The organism is Thalassospira australica (assembly GCF_044790785.1).
In the GTDB taxonomy this organism is placed as follows: Bacteria; Pseudomonadota; Alphaproteobacteria; order Rhodospirillales; family Thalassospiraceae; genus Thalassospira; species Thalassospira australica_A.
Genome location: NZ_CP085258.1, coordinates 1,330,758 through 1,347,266, shown reverse-complemented (window position 1 = coordinate 1,347,266; position 16,509 = coordinate 1,330,758). Strand labels below are relative to the sequence as shown.

General features: G+C 56.4%; 16 protein-coding genes. 8 read left to right on the top strand and 8 right to left on the bottom strand.

Annotated features, from left to right (window positions below):
• Positions 1-29: 29 nt before the first annotated feature.
• The gene (locus tag LG297_RS06455; protein WP_404426103.1) at positions 30-668 is read left to right on the top strand and encodes a GNAT family N-acetyltransferase; all 639 of its coding nucleotides are present in this window, start codon (positions 30-32) and stop codon (positions 666-668) included.
• Between the two features lie 37 nt (positions 669-705).
• Here LG297_RS06455 and LG297_RS06450 read toward each other — a convergent pair whose 3' ends face one another.
• Positions 706-1,161: a DNA polymerase III subunit chi gene (locus LG297_RS06450; protein WP_404426102.1), complete on the bottom strand. Its 456-nt coding sequence runs from the start codon at positions 1,159-1,161 to the stop codon at positions 706-708.
• 114 nt (positions 1,162-1,275) lie between these two features.
• Here LG297_RS06450 and LG297_RS06445 point away from each other — a divergent pair, with 114 nt between their 5' ends.
• A complete protein-coding gene (locus LG297_RS06445; protein ID WP_404426101.1) occupies positions 1,276-2,223 on the top strand; it encodes a hypothetical protein in 948 nt (315 codons plus the stop codon).
• Positions 2,224-2,303: 80 nt separating this feature from the next.
• Here the strand turns inward: LG297_RS06445 and LG297_RS06440 are convergent, their stop codons facing one another.
• Positions 2,304-3,773 (bottom strand): leucyl aminopeptidase, encoded by a 1,470-nt coding sequence (locus tag LG297_RS06440; RefSeq protein ID WP_404426100.1) that lies wholly within the window; start codon positions 3,771-3,773, stop codon positions 2,304-2,306.
• Positions 3,774-4,028: 255 nt separating this feature from the next.
• Between LG297_RS06440 and LG297_RS06435 the strand changes: the two genes are divergently transcribed.
• Positions 4,029-5,261, top strand: a complete 1,233-nt coding sequence (locus tag LG297_RS06435; protein ID WP_404426099.1) for an NnrS family protein — start codon at positions 4,029-4,031, stop codon at positions 5,259-5,261.
• Positions 5,262-5,267: 6 nt separating this feature from the next.
• On the opposite strand, the gene LG297_RS06430 is transcribed toward LG297_RS06435, so the two are convergent.
• The 3 genes from LG297_RS06430 to LG297_RS06420 form a co-directional block, all read right to left on the bottom strand.
• The gene (locus LG297_RS06430) at positions 5,268-5,732 is read right to left on the bottom strand and encodes a GNAT family N-acetyltransferase (RefSeq protein ID WP_404426098.1); all 465 of its coding nucleotides are present in this window, start codon (positions 5,730-5,732) and stop codon (positions 5,268-5,270) included.
• 73 nt (positions 5,733-5,805) lie between these two features.
• On the bottom strand, positions 5,806-6,903 hold the full coding sequence (amrS, locus tag LG297_RS06425; protein WP_404426097.1) for an AmmeMemoRadiSam system radical SAM enzyme: 1,098 nt from the start codon (positions 6,901-6,903) through the stop codon (positions 5,806-5,808).
• Between the two features lie 18 nt (positions 6,904-6,921).
• Positions 6,922-7,755, bottom strand: a complete 834-nt coding sequence (locus LG297_RS06420) for a hypothetical protein (RefSeq protein ID WP_404426096.1) — start codon at positions 7,753-7,755, stop codon at positions 6,922-6,924.
• A 97-nt stretch (positions 7,756-7,852) separates the two neighbouring features.
• On the opposite strand from LG297_RS06420, the gene amrB reads away from it, so the two are divergent.
• The 3 genes from amrB to cysQ all read left to right on the top strand — a co-directional run bounded on the left by amrB (position 7,853) and on the right by cysQ (position 10,639).
• On the top strand, positions 7,853-9,340 hold the full coding sequence (gene amrB / locus LG297_RS06415; protein WP_404426095.1) for an AmmeMemoRadiSam system protein B: 1,488 nt from the start codon (positions 7,853-7,855) through the stop codon (positions 9,338-9,340).
• Positions 9,337-9,720 (top strand): DUF2750 domain-containing protein, encoded by a 384-nt coding sequence (locus tag LG297_RS06410; RefSeq protein WP_404426094.1) that lies wholly within the window; start codon positions 9,337-9,339, stop codon positions 9,718-9,720. Before amrB ends, LG297_RS06410 begins: the two co-directional genes overlap by 4 nt.
• Positions 9,721-9,817: 97 nt before the next feature.
• A complete protein-coding gene (cysQ, locus tag LG297_RS06405) occupies positions 9,818-10,639 on the top strand; it encodes a 3'(2'),5'-bisphosphate nucleotidase CysQ (protein ID WP_404426093.1) in 822 nt (273 codons plus the stop codon).
• Positions 10,640-11,164: 525 nt separating this feature from the next.
• On the opposite strand, the gene LG297_RS06400 is transcribed toward cysQ, so the two are convergent.
• Entirely contained in the window at positions 11,165-12,340 is a 1,176-nt protein-coding gene (locus LG297_RS06400) for an MFS transporter (RefSeq protein WP_404426092.1), read from the bottom strand.
• A gap of 261 nt (positions 12,341-12,601) precedes the next feature.
• Between LG297_RS06400 and LG297_RS06395 the strand changes: the two genes are divergently transcribed.
• Complete coding sequence (locus tag LG297_RS06395; RefSeq protein ID WP_404426091.1) at positions 12,602-13,600, top strand: L-threonylcarbamoyladenylate synthase; 999 nt, start codon at positions 12,602-12,604, stop codon at positions 13,598-13,600.
• Between the two features lie 38 nt (positions 13,601-13,638).
• Entirely contained in the window at positions 13,639-15,054 is a 1,416-nt protein-coding gene (locus LG297_RS06390) for an FAD-binding oxidoreductase (protein WP_404426090.1), read from the top strand.
• A 63-nt stretch (positions 15,055-15,117) separates the two neighbouring features.
• Here the strand turns inward: LG297_RS06390 and LG297_RS06385 are convergent, their stop codons facing one another.
• Complete coding sequence (locus tag LG297_RS06385) at positions 15,118-15,984, bottom strand: 5'-nucleotidase, lipoprotein e(P4) family (protein ID WP_404426089.1); 867 nt, start codon at positions 15,982-15,984, stop codon at positions 15,118-15,120.
• A gap of 192 nt (positions 15,985-16,176) precedes the next feature.
• Entirely contained in the window at positions 16,177-16,491 is a 315-nt protein-coding gene (locus tag LG297_RS06380; protein WP_404426088.1) for an acylphosphatase, read from the bottom strand.
• Positions 16,492-16,509 lie beyond the last annotated feature (18 nt).

Sequence of the window (16,509 nt, the reverse complement as noted above, 5' to 3'; positions counted from 1 at the left end):
ACCGGAATAACGGGACACGAGCAATGAATATGAGCTTCAAACCGGCGGCACAATCATTGGCACAACCGGATGTCGATCGCCCGACACCGCCGATGGATTTACGACGCGCCACTGTTAACGACGCCGATACCATGGCGAAACTGATCAATATCGCGGGCGAAGGCCTGCCAGTTTATCTGTGGCAGGACATGATTGAAGGCGACGAAACAGCATGGGATGTCGGGCGCAGACGGGCAAAGCGCGACGAAGGCGGTTTTTCCTATCGCAACACCACGCTTGGCGTTGGCGAATATCAGGTCATGGGCGCGCTGATTGACTATGCCCTGCCCGATGCGTTTGATCCGATTGATCCGACGGAAATACCGGCGATGTTTTTGCCGTTGCTTGAACTTGAAAGCCTGGCACCGGGAAGCTGGTACATCAACGTGCTGGCGGTGTTTCCGCCATTTCGCAATCGCGGGGTCGGGTCGGAGCTGATCCGGGCGGCCGAACGCAACGCGATGAATGCCGGAAAACAGACCATCAGCCTCATCGCATCAGACGGCAATCCCGGTGCCATCCGCCTTTATGAACGGCATGGCTATATCCAGCGCGCCAAGCGCGCGATGGTAAAGGAAGATTGGGAAAATCCCGGCAAGAACTGGATATTGCTGATCAAGCAGTTCTGATCAGAAACAAGAAACAAAGACAAAAGGCCGGACGCACTCAGCTTTCGGCCTTCTTTTCCCATGACCCTTGCGGGGTCTGCTGCCAGTAAGACAGCTTGTGCCCGGCTTCTTTCCAGTCTTTCCAGCGCGTGCGCGCCTCGGCCACGGCATCATGATCGCGGTCATCAAACAGCATGATGACACGTTCATAATCGGCGATCTTCTCGCTGATGGCGCGGTCAGTCAGGAACAGGAATTGTGCGCCGTTGGGATTTTCATCATCAGATGTCAGCCAGACCGGCTGCATTTCCGGATCGCCATCGGATTTCGATCCATGGGGCATCCAGCTTGCGGCGTCATAGGTCCAAAGCAGGGTATTGAGCGCTTCGATCCTCTCTTCGGTTCCGGTCATTACAATAGCACGTTTTTCCCGCTCCAATGTCTTGGACAGCAGGGTCGGCAATGCACGTTCCAGCGGGGACGCGGTCAGATGATAGAACCAGATGTCAGCCATGGTCGATTTCTACCCTGATCCGTCAGACCGGGCAAGTCAGTCCTCCTAACCCATCACGAAATAAGCTTGTCATCGTCAAACAGACTGACGTTACAGCATGGAGTTAAAACGGTTATGAAGTCTGGTCTTGTTTTAATCTATCTTAGCACTGCGATTGCTGCTTTGGGCTTGCCCCAAGCGGCAAATGCCCAGATCGCCTGCACCCTGCAAGCCGAGCAACGCGAAAGCAAGGAGACCCAGGTCAAGGGTGTCAATGTTGGCTACAAGGTGCACACCGCCAATGACAGTCAAATTGTTGCCTCGTTGTGTAAACGCATTACCGATCCCCTTGATCTATGGCGGTACGGCGATTACTACCCGCTTTATCAGGGGCAGGAAATCAAGGAAGGCAGCACGCAAATCGGACAGTACATCAGTTCCCGCGGGCACAAAAACCCGACAATGCAGCGCTATGTCTGCACGGCAAATGGTGCAAATGTCGGACTGTATGCCACCGAATGGCAACCGACACCCGGCAGCCAGAATATCGGTTCCATGGTCTTGCAGCTGGCCTGTGCCAACCCGCCGGGCCAAGGGGTCGGCCTGCAACTTCTCAATCAGGCGGCCGCAGATGCCTTTGGCAAGATTTCCCCGAACAACCCGGATGCTGGCAATCAATCCGTCACATTGAGTATAACGGCAACACCAGCCGCCGAAGCCTTCTATAACACGACATCGCTTTCCCAAAGTCAGGAGAGCATTTATCAGCAAACCTTCTATTTCCGGGACCGTACACAGTATGGTCAAGGATACGTTTTGTCACGAAACACAGCCCCGGCACCCGAGGGGTATTCAAGCTGCGTCAATGTCATCTATGACAAATATTACGACGTTGAGGCGTATGAGACGATCATGAACACATTGGACGTGAATCCCTGGATCTCAGCACGCGCCAGATGCCAGAACACTAATGCCGTAAGCCAGAACTTTGACGTCTGGGTTTCCGGCCAGAATAACGATCGCCAAGACCTTCAGGATGATGAGGACTGGAAGAAAGCCGTTGATCAGATCGGCGTAAAGTAAAAGGTATTTTCTAAAACCAAGGCCGGGAAAGCTCCCCGGCCTTGATGCGTTTTTGTTTGCAATATGCGTTTGATCTTTGATCAGGCTTCGTGGTTATCAGCAACGAAACGATCCAGCAGGCGCACGCCATAACCGGTGCCGCCTTTTGGCGTGACTTCGCTATCCTTTGTCGCCCAGGCCATCGCGGCGATGTCAAGATGCGCCCACGGGCGATCCTTGGTGATGAAGCGCTGCAGGAACTGGGCCGCCGTGATGGAACCGGCCGGACGGCCGCCAACGTTTTTCATATCGGCAATGTCGGATTTAAGCTGGCTGTCATAGGCCTTGGACAACGGCAGGCGCCAGACGGTTTCATTGACCGCAAGACCGGCATTGGTGATCTGGGCGGACAATTCATCATTGTTGGAAAACAGCCCGGCATTTTCATGACCCAGCGCAATGATAATCGCACCGGTCAGGGTCGCAAGATCGACGATCAGTTTCGGATCGTATTTTTCCTGCACATAGGTCAGCGCGTCACACAGGACAAGGCGGCCTTCGGCGTCGGTATTGATGACTTCGATGGTCTGACCCGACATCGAGGTCACAACATCACCCGGACGCTGTGCAGTGCTTGAGGGCATGTTTTCAACAAGGCCGATGACGCCAATCACGTTGGCCTTGGCCTTACGCCCGGCCAGGGCCTTCATCAGGCCGGAAACCACACCGGCCCCGCCCATATCGAATTTCATGTCTTCCATGCCTGCGGCCGGTTTGATCGAAATACCGCCGGTATCAAAGGTGACACCCTTGCCGACAAACGCAATCGGTGCGTCCTTTTTCTTGCCACCGTTCCAGCGCATGACAACCATATAGGGCTTGTGCGCCGAACCCTGTGCCACGCCCAGAAGCGCGCCCATGCCAAGCTTTTTCATTTCCTTTTCGTCGAGCACGTCGATCTCGATACCGAGTTTTTCAAGCGCACTGACTTCTTTCATGAAGCTTTCGGGATACAGCACATTGGCCGGTTCGGACACCAGATCGCGGGTGAAGAACACGCCTTCGACGACCTTTTTGGCACTGTCGAACTGTTTTTTGGCGTCCTTGTGATCGCGTGCGGCAATCGCGATGGATTTCAGGACCGGTTTGTCTTCCTTTGTCTCGGTCGTGCGGTATTTATCGAAACGATAATCGCGCAGCATCGCACCGGTGGCGAAATCACAGGCCATGCCTTCCATGTCGAACAGGACTGTAACCTCTTTTTCGCCGGTCGAAAGAGCGCGCACGGTGACATTGCCGCCAAGTTTCTGGGCGGCGATCACGTCAAATTCGGCTTCCTTGCCAATCCCGAACACGATAACGCGCGAAAGATCGGTATTGCCCGGTGCCAGAAGCTGCAGGCTTTGCCCTGCCTTCCCCTTGAAGGTCGATCCCTTGATCGCCTTGGCCAGTGCGCCGCCGGTCGCATCGTCCAGCGCAACCGCACTTGGCATCAGATCGCCGCCTTCGGTGGCAAAGGCGATCACAGCGCCCGAGGTCGGGATGGCGAGATCGGAAAACGTGATCTTCATGAGAAAAAGGCTCCTGTCATGTTTCGGGCATATGCGGGGTCTGCACCGGCAAGCCTGCCGATGCTTGAATGCTTTCCCTAATCTAGCGCGTTAAATGGCGAAGAAAAGGCTTATTGCTCAAAAACCTGCGGGATTTTACCGATATTGCAAAGAGGTGACAGCCGCCCGGACATTTTTCCCGAATTGCGCGATATCAAGGCGGCGGGATGGCAGGCCGCTATTATGACGCATTCAAACCTTTGCCCCGGGGCCATCATGAATGCCAAAACCACGCCGATTTCGATATCCGAACCTGCCCCCGCACCGCATCCTTTCTGGAGCGGCGCGTTTCGTCCGATGTTTCTGTTTGCCGGGCTGATTGCGGTGGTGGCCGTGGTCTGGTGGGTGGCGGGGATGGCGCATGGGGTGGCAACACCATCGCTTGGCAGTCCATCATTTTGGCACGGGCATGAAATGATTTTCGGCTTTGGCGGGGCGGCGATTGGCGGGTTCCTGCTGACCGCGATTGCCAACTGGACGGGGCGGCCCGGCGTTGCGGGTGGATTGCTGATGGGGCTTGCCGCGTGCTGGCTTATCGCGCGGCTGGCGCTTGGCTTTGGCGAGGCATTGCCGCCCGCCCTGACCATCATTGGCGGGCTTGGTTATTTCATCGCTCTTATCGTGATTGCCGGGCGGGAGCTTGTGCTGGGGCGGAATTATCGCAACCTTAAAATCCTTGGTATTCTCGGGCTGATTACCGCCTTTGACGGGGTGTTTGTCGCAAGTGCACTTGGCCTGATCGCGCTTGATGCGATGGTGATTTATCAAAGTGCGATTTTGCTGATCGTGCTTCTGATCGCGCTGATCGGCGGGCGGATCATTCCGGCCTTTACGCGCAACTGGCTGCAACGCGAACGCCCGAACGGTGCCATGCCGGTGATGTTTAACCGGTTTGACGGCGCGTGTCTGGCGGCTCTTGCCTTCACCATCGTGATCGGGATGGTGGATACGGGTGGCGTCATCTTTGGCGCGGCGTTGCTGATCACGGCCTGCTTGCACGGGTTTCGCATGGCGCGCTGGCGCGGGCATCTGACTCTGCGTGATCCGTTGGTGGCGATGTTGCATTTCGCCTATTTCTGGATACCTGCCGGATTGGCATTGTTTGGCATTGCCCATATCTGGCCGGATGTAATTGCGGCGCGTGATGCCCTGCATGGGCTTACCGGCGGGGCGATGGCGTGTATGATTATCGCGATTGGCGGGCGGGCCGCGCTTGGCCATACCGGGCGGGAATTGCGCGCAAGCCGGGCCTTGAATGCCGCATTCGGGTTGGTGTGGGTTTCAACCGTGCTGCGGCTTCTGGTCGGGCAGTTCCCGGATATTTATATCCCGGTTCTCGCGGTGGCAACCCTGTGCTGGCTTGCCGGGTGGCTGGCGTTTCTGATCGGCTATGCGCCGATCTTGCTGGGACCAAGCCAGAAAAAGACACGCGGCATTCCGGTGAAGTAAACGGCGTTAACCAAAATCAAACAGCGACAGGGTCGGGTTGGATTTGATGTATTCGACCTGCCCCTTGTCCGCATCGCCGGTGCAGTGCCAGCCATTGTTTTCATAAAAGCGGTGCGCACGGATTTTGGGATCGGCATCGGTGGTCAGCGATATATCGTTGCAGCCTTGGGCAAACAGCCATTCCTCGGCCACACGCAAAAGTGCGCGCCCCACCCCGCGGCCTTCGAAATCGGGATCAACGAACAGCGCCCATAATGTTGCTTCCTTCGGGATGGCGATGGCAAAGCCCGCCGCCGCGCCATCCAGATCGGCCACCCACATGCCATAGCCATCGGCAAGCCATTTGCCAAAGGCGGCCTTGGTAATGCCGCGTTCGGCAAGCTGATCGACGGACAGATGATTTTCGCGCACCCGGCTTCGGATGGCGAAAATGGCGCTGACGTCGGAAATGCTGGCTTTGCGGATTTTCATGGGGTGATTTTGGGTCCAAACGAAACTGGCGGCAATTTAGCCTGCTTTGCCCGAAATGGAAGCAAAAACACCATCAGGATGGTGGTACCGAACCCGCACTTGGCGCAACCAGACGCACCGGCTGGCGCTTTGGCCCCCATGTACCGGGGCGCGGTTGGAACACACCCGCACAATGGGTGCCGCAATGGGTGCAGGCCCCATGCGCATCAAGGTTCCAGTCCGAAAGCTGATACCAGTCCCGCCCGATCAGGATATGACCGCAATGATGGCAAAAGGTGCTTGATCCCGCCTTGTCATGGACATTGCCGACGTAAGGATAACGAATGCCGTTTTTCATCGCGATATCGCGCGCCCGGACCAGGGTTGCGGGCGGGGTGCGCGGATGATCCATCATTTTCCAGTCGGGATGAAAGGCGGTGAAATGCATCGGCACATCGGGGCCGAGTTCACGCTGCACCCACGATGTCATTTCGTCAAATTCGGCGTCGCTGTCATTCTCGCCGGGGATCACCAGATTGGTCAGTTCAAACCATACCCCGGTTTCATGTTTAAGATATTTCAGGGTTTCCAGAACATCGGCCAGATGGGCGGAACAGAGCTTGTGATAGAAATCCTCGGTAAAGCCCTTAAGGTCAACATTGGCCGCGTCCATATGGCGGAAGAATTCCTCGCGGGCTTTCTCGCCAATATAGCCCGCCGTGACGGCGACGGTGCGAATGCCGGCCTCCCGGCAGGCCTGCGCCACATCCACCGCATATTCCAGAAAAATCACCGGGTCGTTATAGGTAAAGGCGACTGCCGAGCAGCCATAGGCCTTGGCGGTTTGCGCGATCATTTCCGGGGTGGCAAGCGACCCCAGTTTGTCCATCTCTCGCGCCTTGGAAATCTCGTAATTCTGGCAGAACTTGCAGGTCAGATTGCAGCCCGCCGTGCCAAAGGACAGGATCGGCGTGCCGGGCAGGAAATGGTTCAGCGGCTTTTTCTCGATCGGATCAATGCAAAAGCCCGATGACCGGCCCCATGTGGTCAAAACCACCTGATCGCCTTCGCGTGCCCGGACAAAACACAAGCCCCGCTGCCCGTCCTTCAGCTTGCAAAAGCGCGGGCAGACATCGCACTGGATACGGCCATCGTCGAGATGGTGCCAGTAGCGGGCGGGAAGTGGGTTCATAACGAGACGAACAATCGCTCAAAGTTTGCTCAGTGCTTTCTGAGCAGCTTCTAGCTTGCTCGCCTTCTGCTTATTTTGCAAATCTTCCTCAAGAATGAAAAGCATCAGATCTCTTATCCCCGGAAAAATTTTTAAACACTCTTGCTCTTCGAGCTCATGTACCCCCTTACTCAATATGGAATAAACTTTGGTATTGTTGACCAAAATATCCGGCAGCCAACCCTCAAGCATTTTTATCTTCTCAGCGAATCTCGCTCCCTCGTATTGGGCACGATCAACAACCCCAGCAGAAATGGCGTTTTCTGCTCTAGTTGAAACCATTCTTTCAAGAACACGCCGAAGATACACAAATGCACCAACACCCACACCGTGCGCTGATAGGCCATTTGCTTTATAGAACTCGCTAGAGCTTTCTTTATCCAATACGATTCGATACTTGGATAAATCTCCAGAATGAAGATCGGCAATCGACGGGAACTGCCCGACCTTCACAAGAACTTCTCCATCATGGAGCATAAAAAATGAAGCTACATGCGAATGATCTCGCGAACAGACGAAATCAACTATAAAGTATTTAGCCTTATAGATCTGATGTGTTCCGCTACAATTGCGCGCATAGACAGTATCCCGAACAAAATATACTGTCTCACGATTACAGGAAGGACAGTATGCATCGAATTTTCCATTCCAATAGTAGAAACTAAAAACCTGTTCTCCTTCGCTCTCTCCAAACTTTATCTCCTCGTATAGCGGGTGACCAAAACATACCTCCGGCAACAGATTCTTATTAATCTTCGTTCTGTCTTCTTCATCAATATTGTCTTCAATAGAAGCACTGTATGAAATCGTCATCTTGGTTTCATATCCACATCACAATGAGCTAAAACAGGACATATATTTATAGTAGAATTTAGCGATGCAAACAAAATCAAAATCAGGCAATTCCTTAATGCCCCTCATCCGCCCACCCGCCATTGCCGGAACGTTTTATCCCGCAGCACCCGATATGTTGCGCAGCGAGATTGACGGGTTGATCCATGCGGCGGTCGAGAGCCAGACAGAGAATGATACGCCAATCCCCAAGGCAATCATTGTGCCCCATGCCGGGCTGATGTTTTCGGGCGCGATTGCCGGTCTGGGTTTTGCCACGGTTCGGGCGTTAAAGGGTACGGTCAAACGGATCGTGATCATTGGTCCGGCGCATCGCATGGCGTTTCAGGGGATTGCGATTGCCAGGGCGGACGGGTTTGCCACACCGATTGGCGATGTGCGTTGTGATCTGGCCGGGTTGCAGGCGGCCCTTGCATGGCCGCAGGTGCAGGTTCTGGACGAGGCGCATCGGCTTGAGCACGGGCTTGAAATCGAATTGCCGTTTATCCAGCGGTTGTTTGGTGAAGATGCCGATATCGGCATTGTGCCCCTGCTGGTCAGTCGATGCAGCGCATGGCAGGTGCATGAGGTGATCGAGGCCCTTTGGGGCGGGCCGGAAACCCTGATCGTGATTTCATCGGACCTGTCGCATTTTCATGATTACGATACCGCCAAACGCATTGACGACAATACGCGTGCAATGATCGAGCGGTTTGACGCCGAAAGCATCACAAGCGGGGATGCGTGCGGCGCGTTGCCGGTTGCGGGCATGTTGATGTCGGCCCGCAAGCGCGGCATGCGGATCAGGACACTTGGCATGTGTAATTCCGGCGATGTGACGGGCGATAAATCGCGCGTGGTCGGCTATGGCGCGTGGGCGGTTTATGCAGGATCAAAGGACATGTGCGAGGATGAAAAGACGAGCAAATCATCAGGCGACTTTGTTGGCGTGACCGAAAAGCTTCTGGCCGACCACGGGGTGACGATGATCGATCTTGCGCGGCAGTCGATCTGGCACGGGGTCACGCATGGCGGGCCGCTTCGTATTGATCCGGCATCGGTTTCCCCGGCCCTTCTGGCACCGGGCGCGTGCTTTGTGACATTAAAGAAATCAGGCCAGCTTCGCGGCTGCATCGGATCGGTGATGGCGCATCGGGATCTGGCGACGGATCTGTGTGAAAACGCGTTTAAGGCCGGATTTGGCGACCCGCGCTTTCCGGCCCTTCGCCAAGATGAACTGATCGACAATCTGGAATTATCCATCTCGGTCCTGTCGCCGCCGCGCGATTTTCCGTTTGAAAGCGAGGCCGATCTGATCGCGAAACTGACACCCTATGAGGATGGCATCATCCTGTCGGATGGCAATCATCGCGGATTGTTCCTGCCGCAGGTCTGGGAGCAATTGCCCGATCCGTCGAATTTCGTGGCACAGCTTAAACGCAAGGCCGGGCTTTCGACGGATCACTGGTCGGATCGCATGCGGGCACAACGGTTTGTGACGCGCGGCATATCGGGCAAGGACATCGCCCCCACGGGTTTCTGGCAGCAATCGACCCCGATGCCATGAGCATTGAAGGATCGGACAGCATCAATGCCCGTGATGCCCGCTATCGTTATTTCATTGAAAGCGTGATCGCGTGGGAAGGGGTTTGGGCGCTGTATGACAATGGTTGGCTACTTTGCCCCGATGCAAAGGGCACAGCTTATTGCCCGTTTTTCGCAAGCCGCGACCATGCCGAAGCATGGAACGAAACCGCGCAGACGCGATATGTCCCGACCGCGATCACACTGGTTGAGCTGACCGAAAATCTGTTGCCCGATCTTGCCCGAAACAGGATTGAACCCGGTATTTCGCCGACCGGCGATGACGGGCCGGTCCTGCCCGGTCATGCGGTATTGCATGACGATCTGATGGCGGCATTGAAACGACACATTCAGGGCACGTGAACGGGCCGCATGACAAATCCGCACAGCAGACTGGACGAGCTGCGCAAAATTCCCTATGCCCTTTGCACATATTGCACCTTAACCAGACGAGATTGCCATGACGATTGCCCTTCCGGCCGATGCCAGTGCCCTTGAAAACGGGCTGATTGAAATCGTGCGACGGGCCGGTGCCGCCATGATGAAAATCTATGACACCGATTTCGAAGTCCGGTCCAAGGATGATGCATCCCCCGTGACCGCGGCCGATGACGCCGCCGAGGCCGTGATCCTGCCCGGTCTTCGCGCCCTGACCCCGGATGTCAAAATCGTGTCCGAGGAAAGTGCGGCTGCGGGTGATATTCCCGATGTCAACGGGGATACCGATTTCTTCTGGCTGGTCGATCCGCTGGACGGGACCAAGGAATTCATCAAACGCAACGGCGAATTCACCGTCAACATCGCCCTGATTGCCAAGGGCACCCCGGTTCTGGGTGTGGTTTACGCCCCGGCCATCGAAAAACTTTATTACGGTGGACCGGATGGCGCGAAGCTGATTGAAGGCAGCGGCGATGGTAACGACAGTACGCGCGCCATCACCGTGCGCGACATGCCCGAAGACGGCGTTGTGGTTGTCGGATCGCGTTCGCATGGCGATCCCGAGGCGATGAAGGCGTTTCTGGGCGATCTTGCGGTCAAGGAACTGCGCCCGGCGGGAAGTTCGCTTAAACTTTGCCTTCTGGCCGAAGGGGTGGCCGACCTTTATCCGCGGCTTGGCCCGACCATGGAATGGGATATCGGGGCCGGTCATGCGGTTCTGGCGGCTGCCGGTGGCGTGGTCGAGAATATGGACGGGACTCGGTTTGCCTATGGCAAGGCCGATTTCCGCAATCCGTTCTTCATCGCACGCAGCTCATCCGTGCCGGTGACCTACCCGTCCTGATCTATCGCGAAGCGGTAGGCGTTCGGAATAACAGAACGATCATAGCGGCTTGTCTTTTGTGCGACGCATCAAAGGCAGTCCGCCTTGCATCTGGCGCATATCGCAATCTGCGTCACCCCGCAGAAACCTTGACATTTCCGGCGATTTGAATGATGATCGCGCCATCGCCACACCAAGTGTAGGTGACGTAAATAGCCGCCGGAATCACGGCGACGCGGTCCGGGTCACTGCCGCGGAGCGACTACCGGGCTAGAGCGTAAAATGGAGCCGCCATCTTGATGGCGGCTCTGCGCTGTTTAGGGTAAACGAAAAGTAAACATCTGAAATAACTTTGAAACCACCTAAACTCCTTGAAAATCTTCGGAGTCAATTAATCTTTTCTTGGAATTCTCTTCGCGAAGGCACTTTTGGAGAAGTCGCAAAGAGATGGCTACCAACAATCCCAAACTTAAACACCGCTTGCTCAATTGCCTATTTGCAGTGGTCACATTAGGCCTAGGTGAACTGGTGCGGCAGTTAGTTCGATTATTCTTCTGATCCAACCCTGAGCGCGGTCGCTCGGAACCACAATAGTCCGACGGAAACCAAGCCTATACCCATGACTAGAACCGGCAAAGCCCAGCTTCCGACCATCACCAGAAGCGACGTCCCCGCCGACGGGCCGACAATGGCCCCCAGCGTATAGCTTTGCGAGACGATCACCAGAACGCCGACTTGGTATCCCTGCCCCCGGCCGCTGGCCGCGATCAGGACGGCGGCGGTGTAAAGCCCGGCCACCGCAATCCCCAATGCGAACTGAATGATGGCGGCAAAGATGCCGTAACCCGCAAGCGCCATCGGCACAGCCCCGGCCAAAAGCAATCCGAAGCACAACCACGCCAGTTTGATCGGGCCGCTTTTATCGGAAACATAGCCGACAAGCGGCTGGCAGATCGTCCCGCCAAAAACAAAGATTGCCGCCATCCAGAGCCCGGCATCGGCAAGCCCGGTATCGCGCTGCGCCTGCAGGGGCAGGACAGATAAAAAGCAGATTTCAACAAACCCCGCGACAAAGGCAATCAGCACCAGATCCCAATGATCGATCCAGCGCCTGAACACAGCCCCGGCCCCCTTTTTGGTAGAGGCCATTTCAATGCGCGGCATGGCAAAGGCACAGAAAAGCGGAATGATGGCAGCGGCAAGTGCAATGCCCGACATGGCAAAGGCATCATCGCCAAACCAGCCAATCAGGATCGGCCCCAGAACAATGCCAAGCCCCATAAGGGTTTCATGAAAACCGACCACGCGCCCCATTTTATCGCGCGGCGCCAGTTGCACGATCAACCCGTCACACACCACCCACCGCAAAATCAGCCCCACCCCGGCAAACAGGGTTGCGGGCAGGACAAAAACCGATTGCGGCGCATACATCACCACGACAATCAGGGTGAAAAACGACAGGCCACTGATGACAAGCGGGATGACGGGATGGGTTTTGCGCAAAACCGCCGCGACAAAGAACCCGCCGATCAGATCGGCAATCCAGTAAAGCGACAGCATCATGCCGCCATGCCGTTCACCCAATCCGGCATTCGTCAGCGCCAGGGGCAAAAGCGTATCGATCACGCCAATCTGAATGATCTGCGACACAAAGGATGCCAGATTGACCAATGCCAGCGGGATGGCGATTTTTGGCGGAATGGATGGCATGTGCAAAGGCATGAAAGCGGCCCTCCTTGCGATGGGTTACACCGTTTCGAGGACCTGAGCGGGTGTTTGCAGCAGGCCGGATATCAGGGATGCAGGCTTTGACACGCACCACGTGCGAACCGGGATCAATCACCGGGCTCTTCCTGCGACCGACACCCTAAACCGGGACGATCATTCGATCAATGCAAACAGCGATAAAGTCGGTTCCAGCTTGTCATTAAGGCCCATCGTCGCTAGGTATTTCACAAGGCTATATTTTTTATGGAATGCTTGATGTCCCCGGCTTTGACCATCCGCCCCTATTCCGAAGGTGCCCTGACACAGGCCGCGGCCAAGTTGCGCGCGGGTGAACTTGTCGCGTTTCCGACGGAAACGGTTTACGGGCTGGGTGCGGATGCCACCAATGACGATGCGGTGGCAGGCATTTTTGCCGCCAAGCAACGGCCAAGTTTCAACCCGCTGATCAGCCATTTTCCCGACCGCGATGCTGCCGCCAGACATGCGATTTTCGATGCACGTGCGGGTAAACTCGCCGATGCATTCTGGCCCGGTGCCTTAACGCTTGTTTTGCCAAAGCGCGACGACAGCAACGTTTCGCAACTGACCACCGCCGGATTGCCGAGCATTGCGGTGCGTGTGCCCGCACATGACATGGCGCGCGCACTTTTGCGTGCCGTTGGCCGCCCGATTGCCGCCCCATCGGCCAACCGGTCGGGGCGGATCAGCCCGACCACGGCGGCGCATGTGGCGACATCCCTTGGCAATGCGGTTGGTATGATTTTGGATGGCGGGCCGTGCGGGGTTGGTCTTGAAAGCACAGTCATTGACCTGACGACCGACCGGGTCGTGATGCTGCGCCCCGGCGGGATTACGCGCGATCAGGTGGCAGAGGTTCTGGGCACCGACGTCGTGATGGCCGAAACGGATGACAACGCACCCAAAAGCCCCGGCATGCTGACCAGCCACTATGCGCCGGGATTGCCGGTGCGGCTGAATGCGACGGCAGCGGATCAGCAGAAATACGGCCATGAAATATTGCTGGCCTTTGGCCCGGAATGCGTGACCAAGGGTTTCGATAAAGTCCTGTGGCTTTCGAAAACCGGCGATGACCGCGAGGCCGCGGCCAACCTGTTTGCCAAGCTGCACGAAGCCGATCAGAAGCGGTTTGACGGGATTGCGATTGCACCGATCCCCGATACCGGTCTCGGGCTTGCGATCAATGACCGGATGAAACGCGCCAGTGCGCCGCGCGCCCTTCATCCCTCCCCGTAGTAACCCCCTCAAAACTCATCGGAGCGGAAAACAGCCCCATGTCCATCCTGCCCGCCAGCGCGATCAAGGAACTTCAGGATGCCCTTGGCCCGAAAGGCTGGAGCATGGCGGCCGATATTCTGACCACGCACAATGCCGAGGCGCGCGGCAAGTTTGCTGGCGATGCGGGCATGGTGCTTTATCCCGCCAATACCGACGAAGTCGCCAAATGTGTTGCGATCTGTGCAACGCATGGCATTGCGATTGTGCCTCAGGGCGGAAATACCGGGCGATGCGGCGGGGCGGTTGCCAATGCGGCAGAGGTCATTTTAAACCTTCGCCGGATGAACCGGATCATCGAAATCGATGCCCGCGATTTCACCGCAACGGTCGAGGCCGGTGCGATCCTGCAAACCGTGCAGGATGCCGCAGGTGACCGTGACCTTCTTTTCCCGCTAAGCCTTGGGTCGGAGGGTTCCTGCCAGATTGGCGGCAATCTTGCGACCAATGCGGGCGGGTTGAACGTGATCCGTTATGGCAATGCGCGCGATCTGGTGCTGGGGCTTGAGGTTGTTCTGCCCGATGGCAGTGTCTGGAACGGGCTTTCAAAATTGCGCAAGGATAATACCGGATATGACCTGCGCGATCTGTTTATCGGGGCCGAAGGAACGCTTGGCATTATCACCAAGGCGAGTTTGAAACTGTTTCCCAACCCCCGCCATGTCGCAACCGCGTGGGTCGCCGTCCCAAGCCCGGATGCGGCCCTTGACCTTCTGGCGCTTGCACGGCGCGAAAGCGGTGATGCGATTGCCGCGTTCGAACTGATCTGCGGCTTTGCCCATGATATGACGGTGGCACACCTGCCGGGACTATCCGCCCCGCTTGCCGCCCCTTCGGACTGGCATGTGATGATCGAGCTGACCTCGTCACGGCCCAAGGATGATCTGAACGCGGTTCTGAGTGACCTTCTCGAAAGCGCATTTGAGGCCCGGCTTGTCAGCGATGCGGCATTGGCACAGTCCGAAGCCCAGCGCGCCAATCTTTGGGCGATCCGCGAAGGCATCCCGGAGGCGCAAGGCTTTGAAGGCGGCAGCATCAAGCATGACGTTTCTGTCCCGGTTTCCAAGGTGCCGGAATTGCTGACACGTGGCATGGCGGCGGCCGGTGATTTCATCCCGGGTATTCGCCCCTGCCCGTTTGGCCATGTCGGCGATGGCAATATCCATTTCAACTTCACCCAGCCCCTGGAAATGGAAAAGCAGGCGTTTCTGGATTGCTGGGAAACGTTAAACCGCCTGATCCATGACATTGTGGCCGATCTTGGCGGCTCCATCAGTGCCGAACATGGCATTGGCAAGCTGAAGCTTGATGAACTGGCACGCTATGCCAGCCCGGAAAAGATGAAATTATTGCGCGCAATCAAGGATGCGATTGATCCCGATGGTATGCTCAACCCCGGCAAGATCGTGAAATAACGTTATGAAACAAGGGGCGCGCCAATCATGGCACGCCCCTTGTTTATCCATATGCGAAAGAGATTATTCTTTCGGGCCCGACCAGCTATTGAGCGCGTCAAGCTTGTCCTGACGGCGGGCTTCGGGGGATTTTTTCCAGTCATTGCCGAATGCCGCGGATTCCCAAGACCCATAGGTCGGGTTGGGCAGCATGAACCAGCGTTCCCCCCAATAGGTCGCGTATTTGTCCATGACCTCAAGGCGTTCTTCGATGGAACCGTCGATATCGTCGGTGAAATCGCCGAAGTTGTCGCCAAACATCATGATGACGCGGAAGTCAGCCGCCACCGCTTCGCGGCGGGTGGCCTTGGCGGAACCCCATTCCTCCTTTTCACCGCGCACCATCACATGGTCGGCATCGGCGAACGGGAAGCCGTATTCCTGAAGGTTTTTGATGGTCGCGGCTTCTTCGGCGGCCTTGCGGTTGGTCACATAGAAGACTTCAACGCCCTTGTCGGCGGCCGCCTTGGTCAGTTCCAGCGCACCCGGTGTCGGGGTTGAAATCGCATCTTCGACAAACGCCGCCCAGGTTTTGGAGCTGTAAGACGTATTGGCCGTCACAACCCATGACTGATAGGCCGAGTTATCCAGAACGGTTTCATCAACATCAAGGATGATTGCCGGCGGTTTGGCGGAATAATTGCCATCCTGTTCAAGGGCCGCAGTCCAGCCATGATCACCAATTGCCGCATCCAGAAGACGCTGTGCGCCAGCATAAACCGAAAGGGCCGTAGTTTTGTACTCGACCGAGGTCTGATACCACAGCGAGGCATTCAGACCGTCATTCTGTGCCGGTTCCTGTGTAGCCTCCTGGGCCTGCGCACCAAACGCGCAAAAGGCCGAGCCCGCCAGAAGAACAGCAACGCCAAATGATTTCGTCGTCAGTTTCATGTTTTATTCTCCCTGTTTGGTTCCCGATCCGGTCTGGGTACACCCGATGAGTTGAACAGCGATCTGACCAACCGGACAGGATTGCAAGAGCATGCCACCGCACTGCACCAAAGAAAAAGCCTTTTTCTGCATCGGGGCGGAAAAAGGCGTTGATCGCGGTTGGATAAAAGCGCCAATCCGGCGGCCCGGCAATCAGGCCGTCGGGCGTTTTTCAAATGTGGTGAAGCCGTCTTCAAGACCGGGTTCTTCATGCACGCGGGTGACATTCGCATGCGTCGGGCCATCATGGCAGGCCGCGATCATGGATTGAACGACCTTGACCGGTCCGCAAAACAGCGCCTCGACCGTGCCATCCGTGCGGTTACGTACCCAGCCGGTCAGGTCGCGCTTACGCGCTTCCTCGACCGTCCAGGCACGATACCACACGCCCTGCACCCGGCCTTCGATCCGGGCAAGGACGGAAATGTTTCCGGTGCCGGTTTGCGGATCGGGTTCGGTGGTGGTCATGACAACATCCTTTGATGT

Excerpts from the sequence above, each read along its gene's own strand:
- amrB (WP_404426095.1), top strand. The coding sequence starts at position 7,853 with ATGCCCCTCATCCGCCCACCCGCCATTGCCGGAACGTTTTATCCCGCA.
- LG297_RS06390 (WP_404426090.1), top strand. The coding sequence starts at position 13,639 with ATGTCCATCCTGCCCGCCAGCGCGATCAAGGAACTTCAGGATGCCCTT.
- cysQ (WP_404426093.1), top strand. The coding sequence starts at position 9,818 with ATGACGATTGCCCTTCCGGCCGATGCCAGTGCCCTTGAAAACGGGCTG.
- LG297_RS06455 (WP_404426103.1), top strand. The coding sequence starts at position 30 with ATGAGCTTCAAACCGGCGGCACAATCATTGGCACAACCGGATGTCGAT.
- LG297_RS06380 (WP_404426088.1), bottom strand. The coding sequence starts at position 16,491 with ATGACCACCACCGAACCCGATCCGCAAACCGGCACCGGAAACATTTCC.
- LG297_RS06445 (WP_404426101.1), top strand. The coding sequence starts at position 1,276 with ATGAAGTCTGGTCTTGTTTTAATCTATCTTAGCACTGCGATTGCTGCT.
- LG297_RS06450 (WP_404426102.1), bottom strand. The coding sequence starts at position 1,161 with ATGGCTGACATCTGGTTCTATCATCTGACCGCGTCCCCGCTGGAACGT.
- LG297_RS06435 (WP_404426099.1), top strand. The coding sequence starts at position 4,029 with ATGAATGCCAAAACCACGCCGATTTCGATATCCGAACCTGCCCCCGCA.
- LG297_RS06385 (WP_404426089.1), bottom strand. The coding sequence starts at position 15,984 with ATGAAACTGACGACGAAATCATTTGGCGTTGCTGTTCTTCTGGCGGGC.
- amrS (WP_404426097.1), bottom strand. The coding sequence starts at position 6,903 with ATGAACCCACTTCCCGCCCGCTACTGGCACCATCTCGACGATGGCCGT.
- LG297_RS06420 (WP_404426096.1), bottom strand. The coding sequence starts at position 7,755 with ATGACGATTTCATACAGTGCTTCTATTGAAGACAATATTGATGAAGAA.
- LG297_RS06410 (WP_404426094.1), top strand. The coding sequence starts at position 9,337 with ATGAGCATTGAAGGATCGGACAGCATCAATGCCCGTGATGCCCGCTAT.
- LG297_RS06430 (WP_404426098.1), bottom strand. The coding sequence starts at position 5,732 with ATGAAAATCCGCAAAGCCAGCATTTCCGACGTCAGCGCCATTTTCGCC.
- LG297_RS06395 (WP_404426091.1), top strand. The coding sequence starts at position 12,602 with ATGTCCCCGGCTTTGACCATCCGCCCCTATTCCGAAGGTGCCCTGACA.
- LG297_RS06440 (WP_404426100.1), bottom strand. The coding sequence starts at position 3,773 with ATGAAGATCACGTTTTCCGATCTCGCCATCCCGACCTCGGGCGCTGTG.
- LG297_RS06400 (WP_404426092.1), bottom strand. The coding sequence starts at position 12,340 with ATGCCTTTGCACATGCCATCCATTCCGCCAAAAATCGCCATCCCGCTG.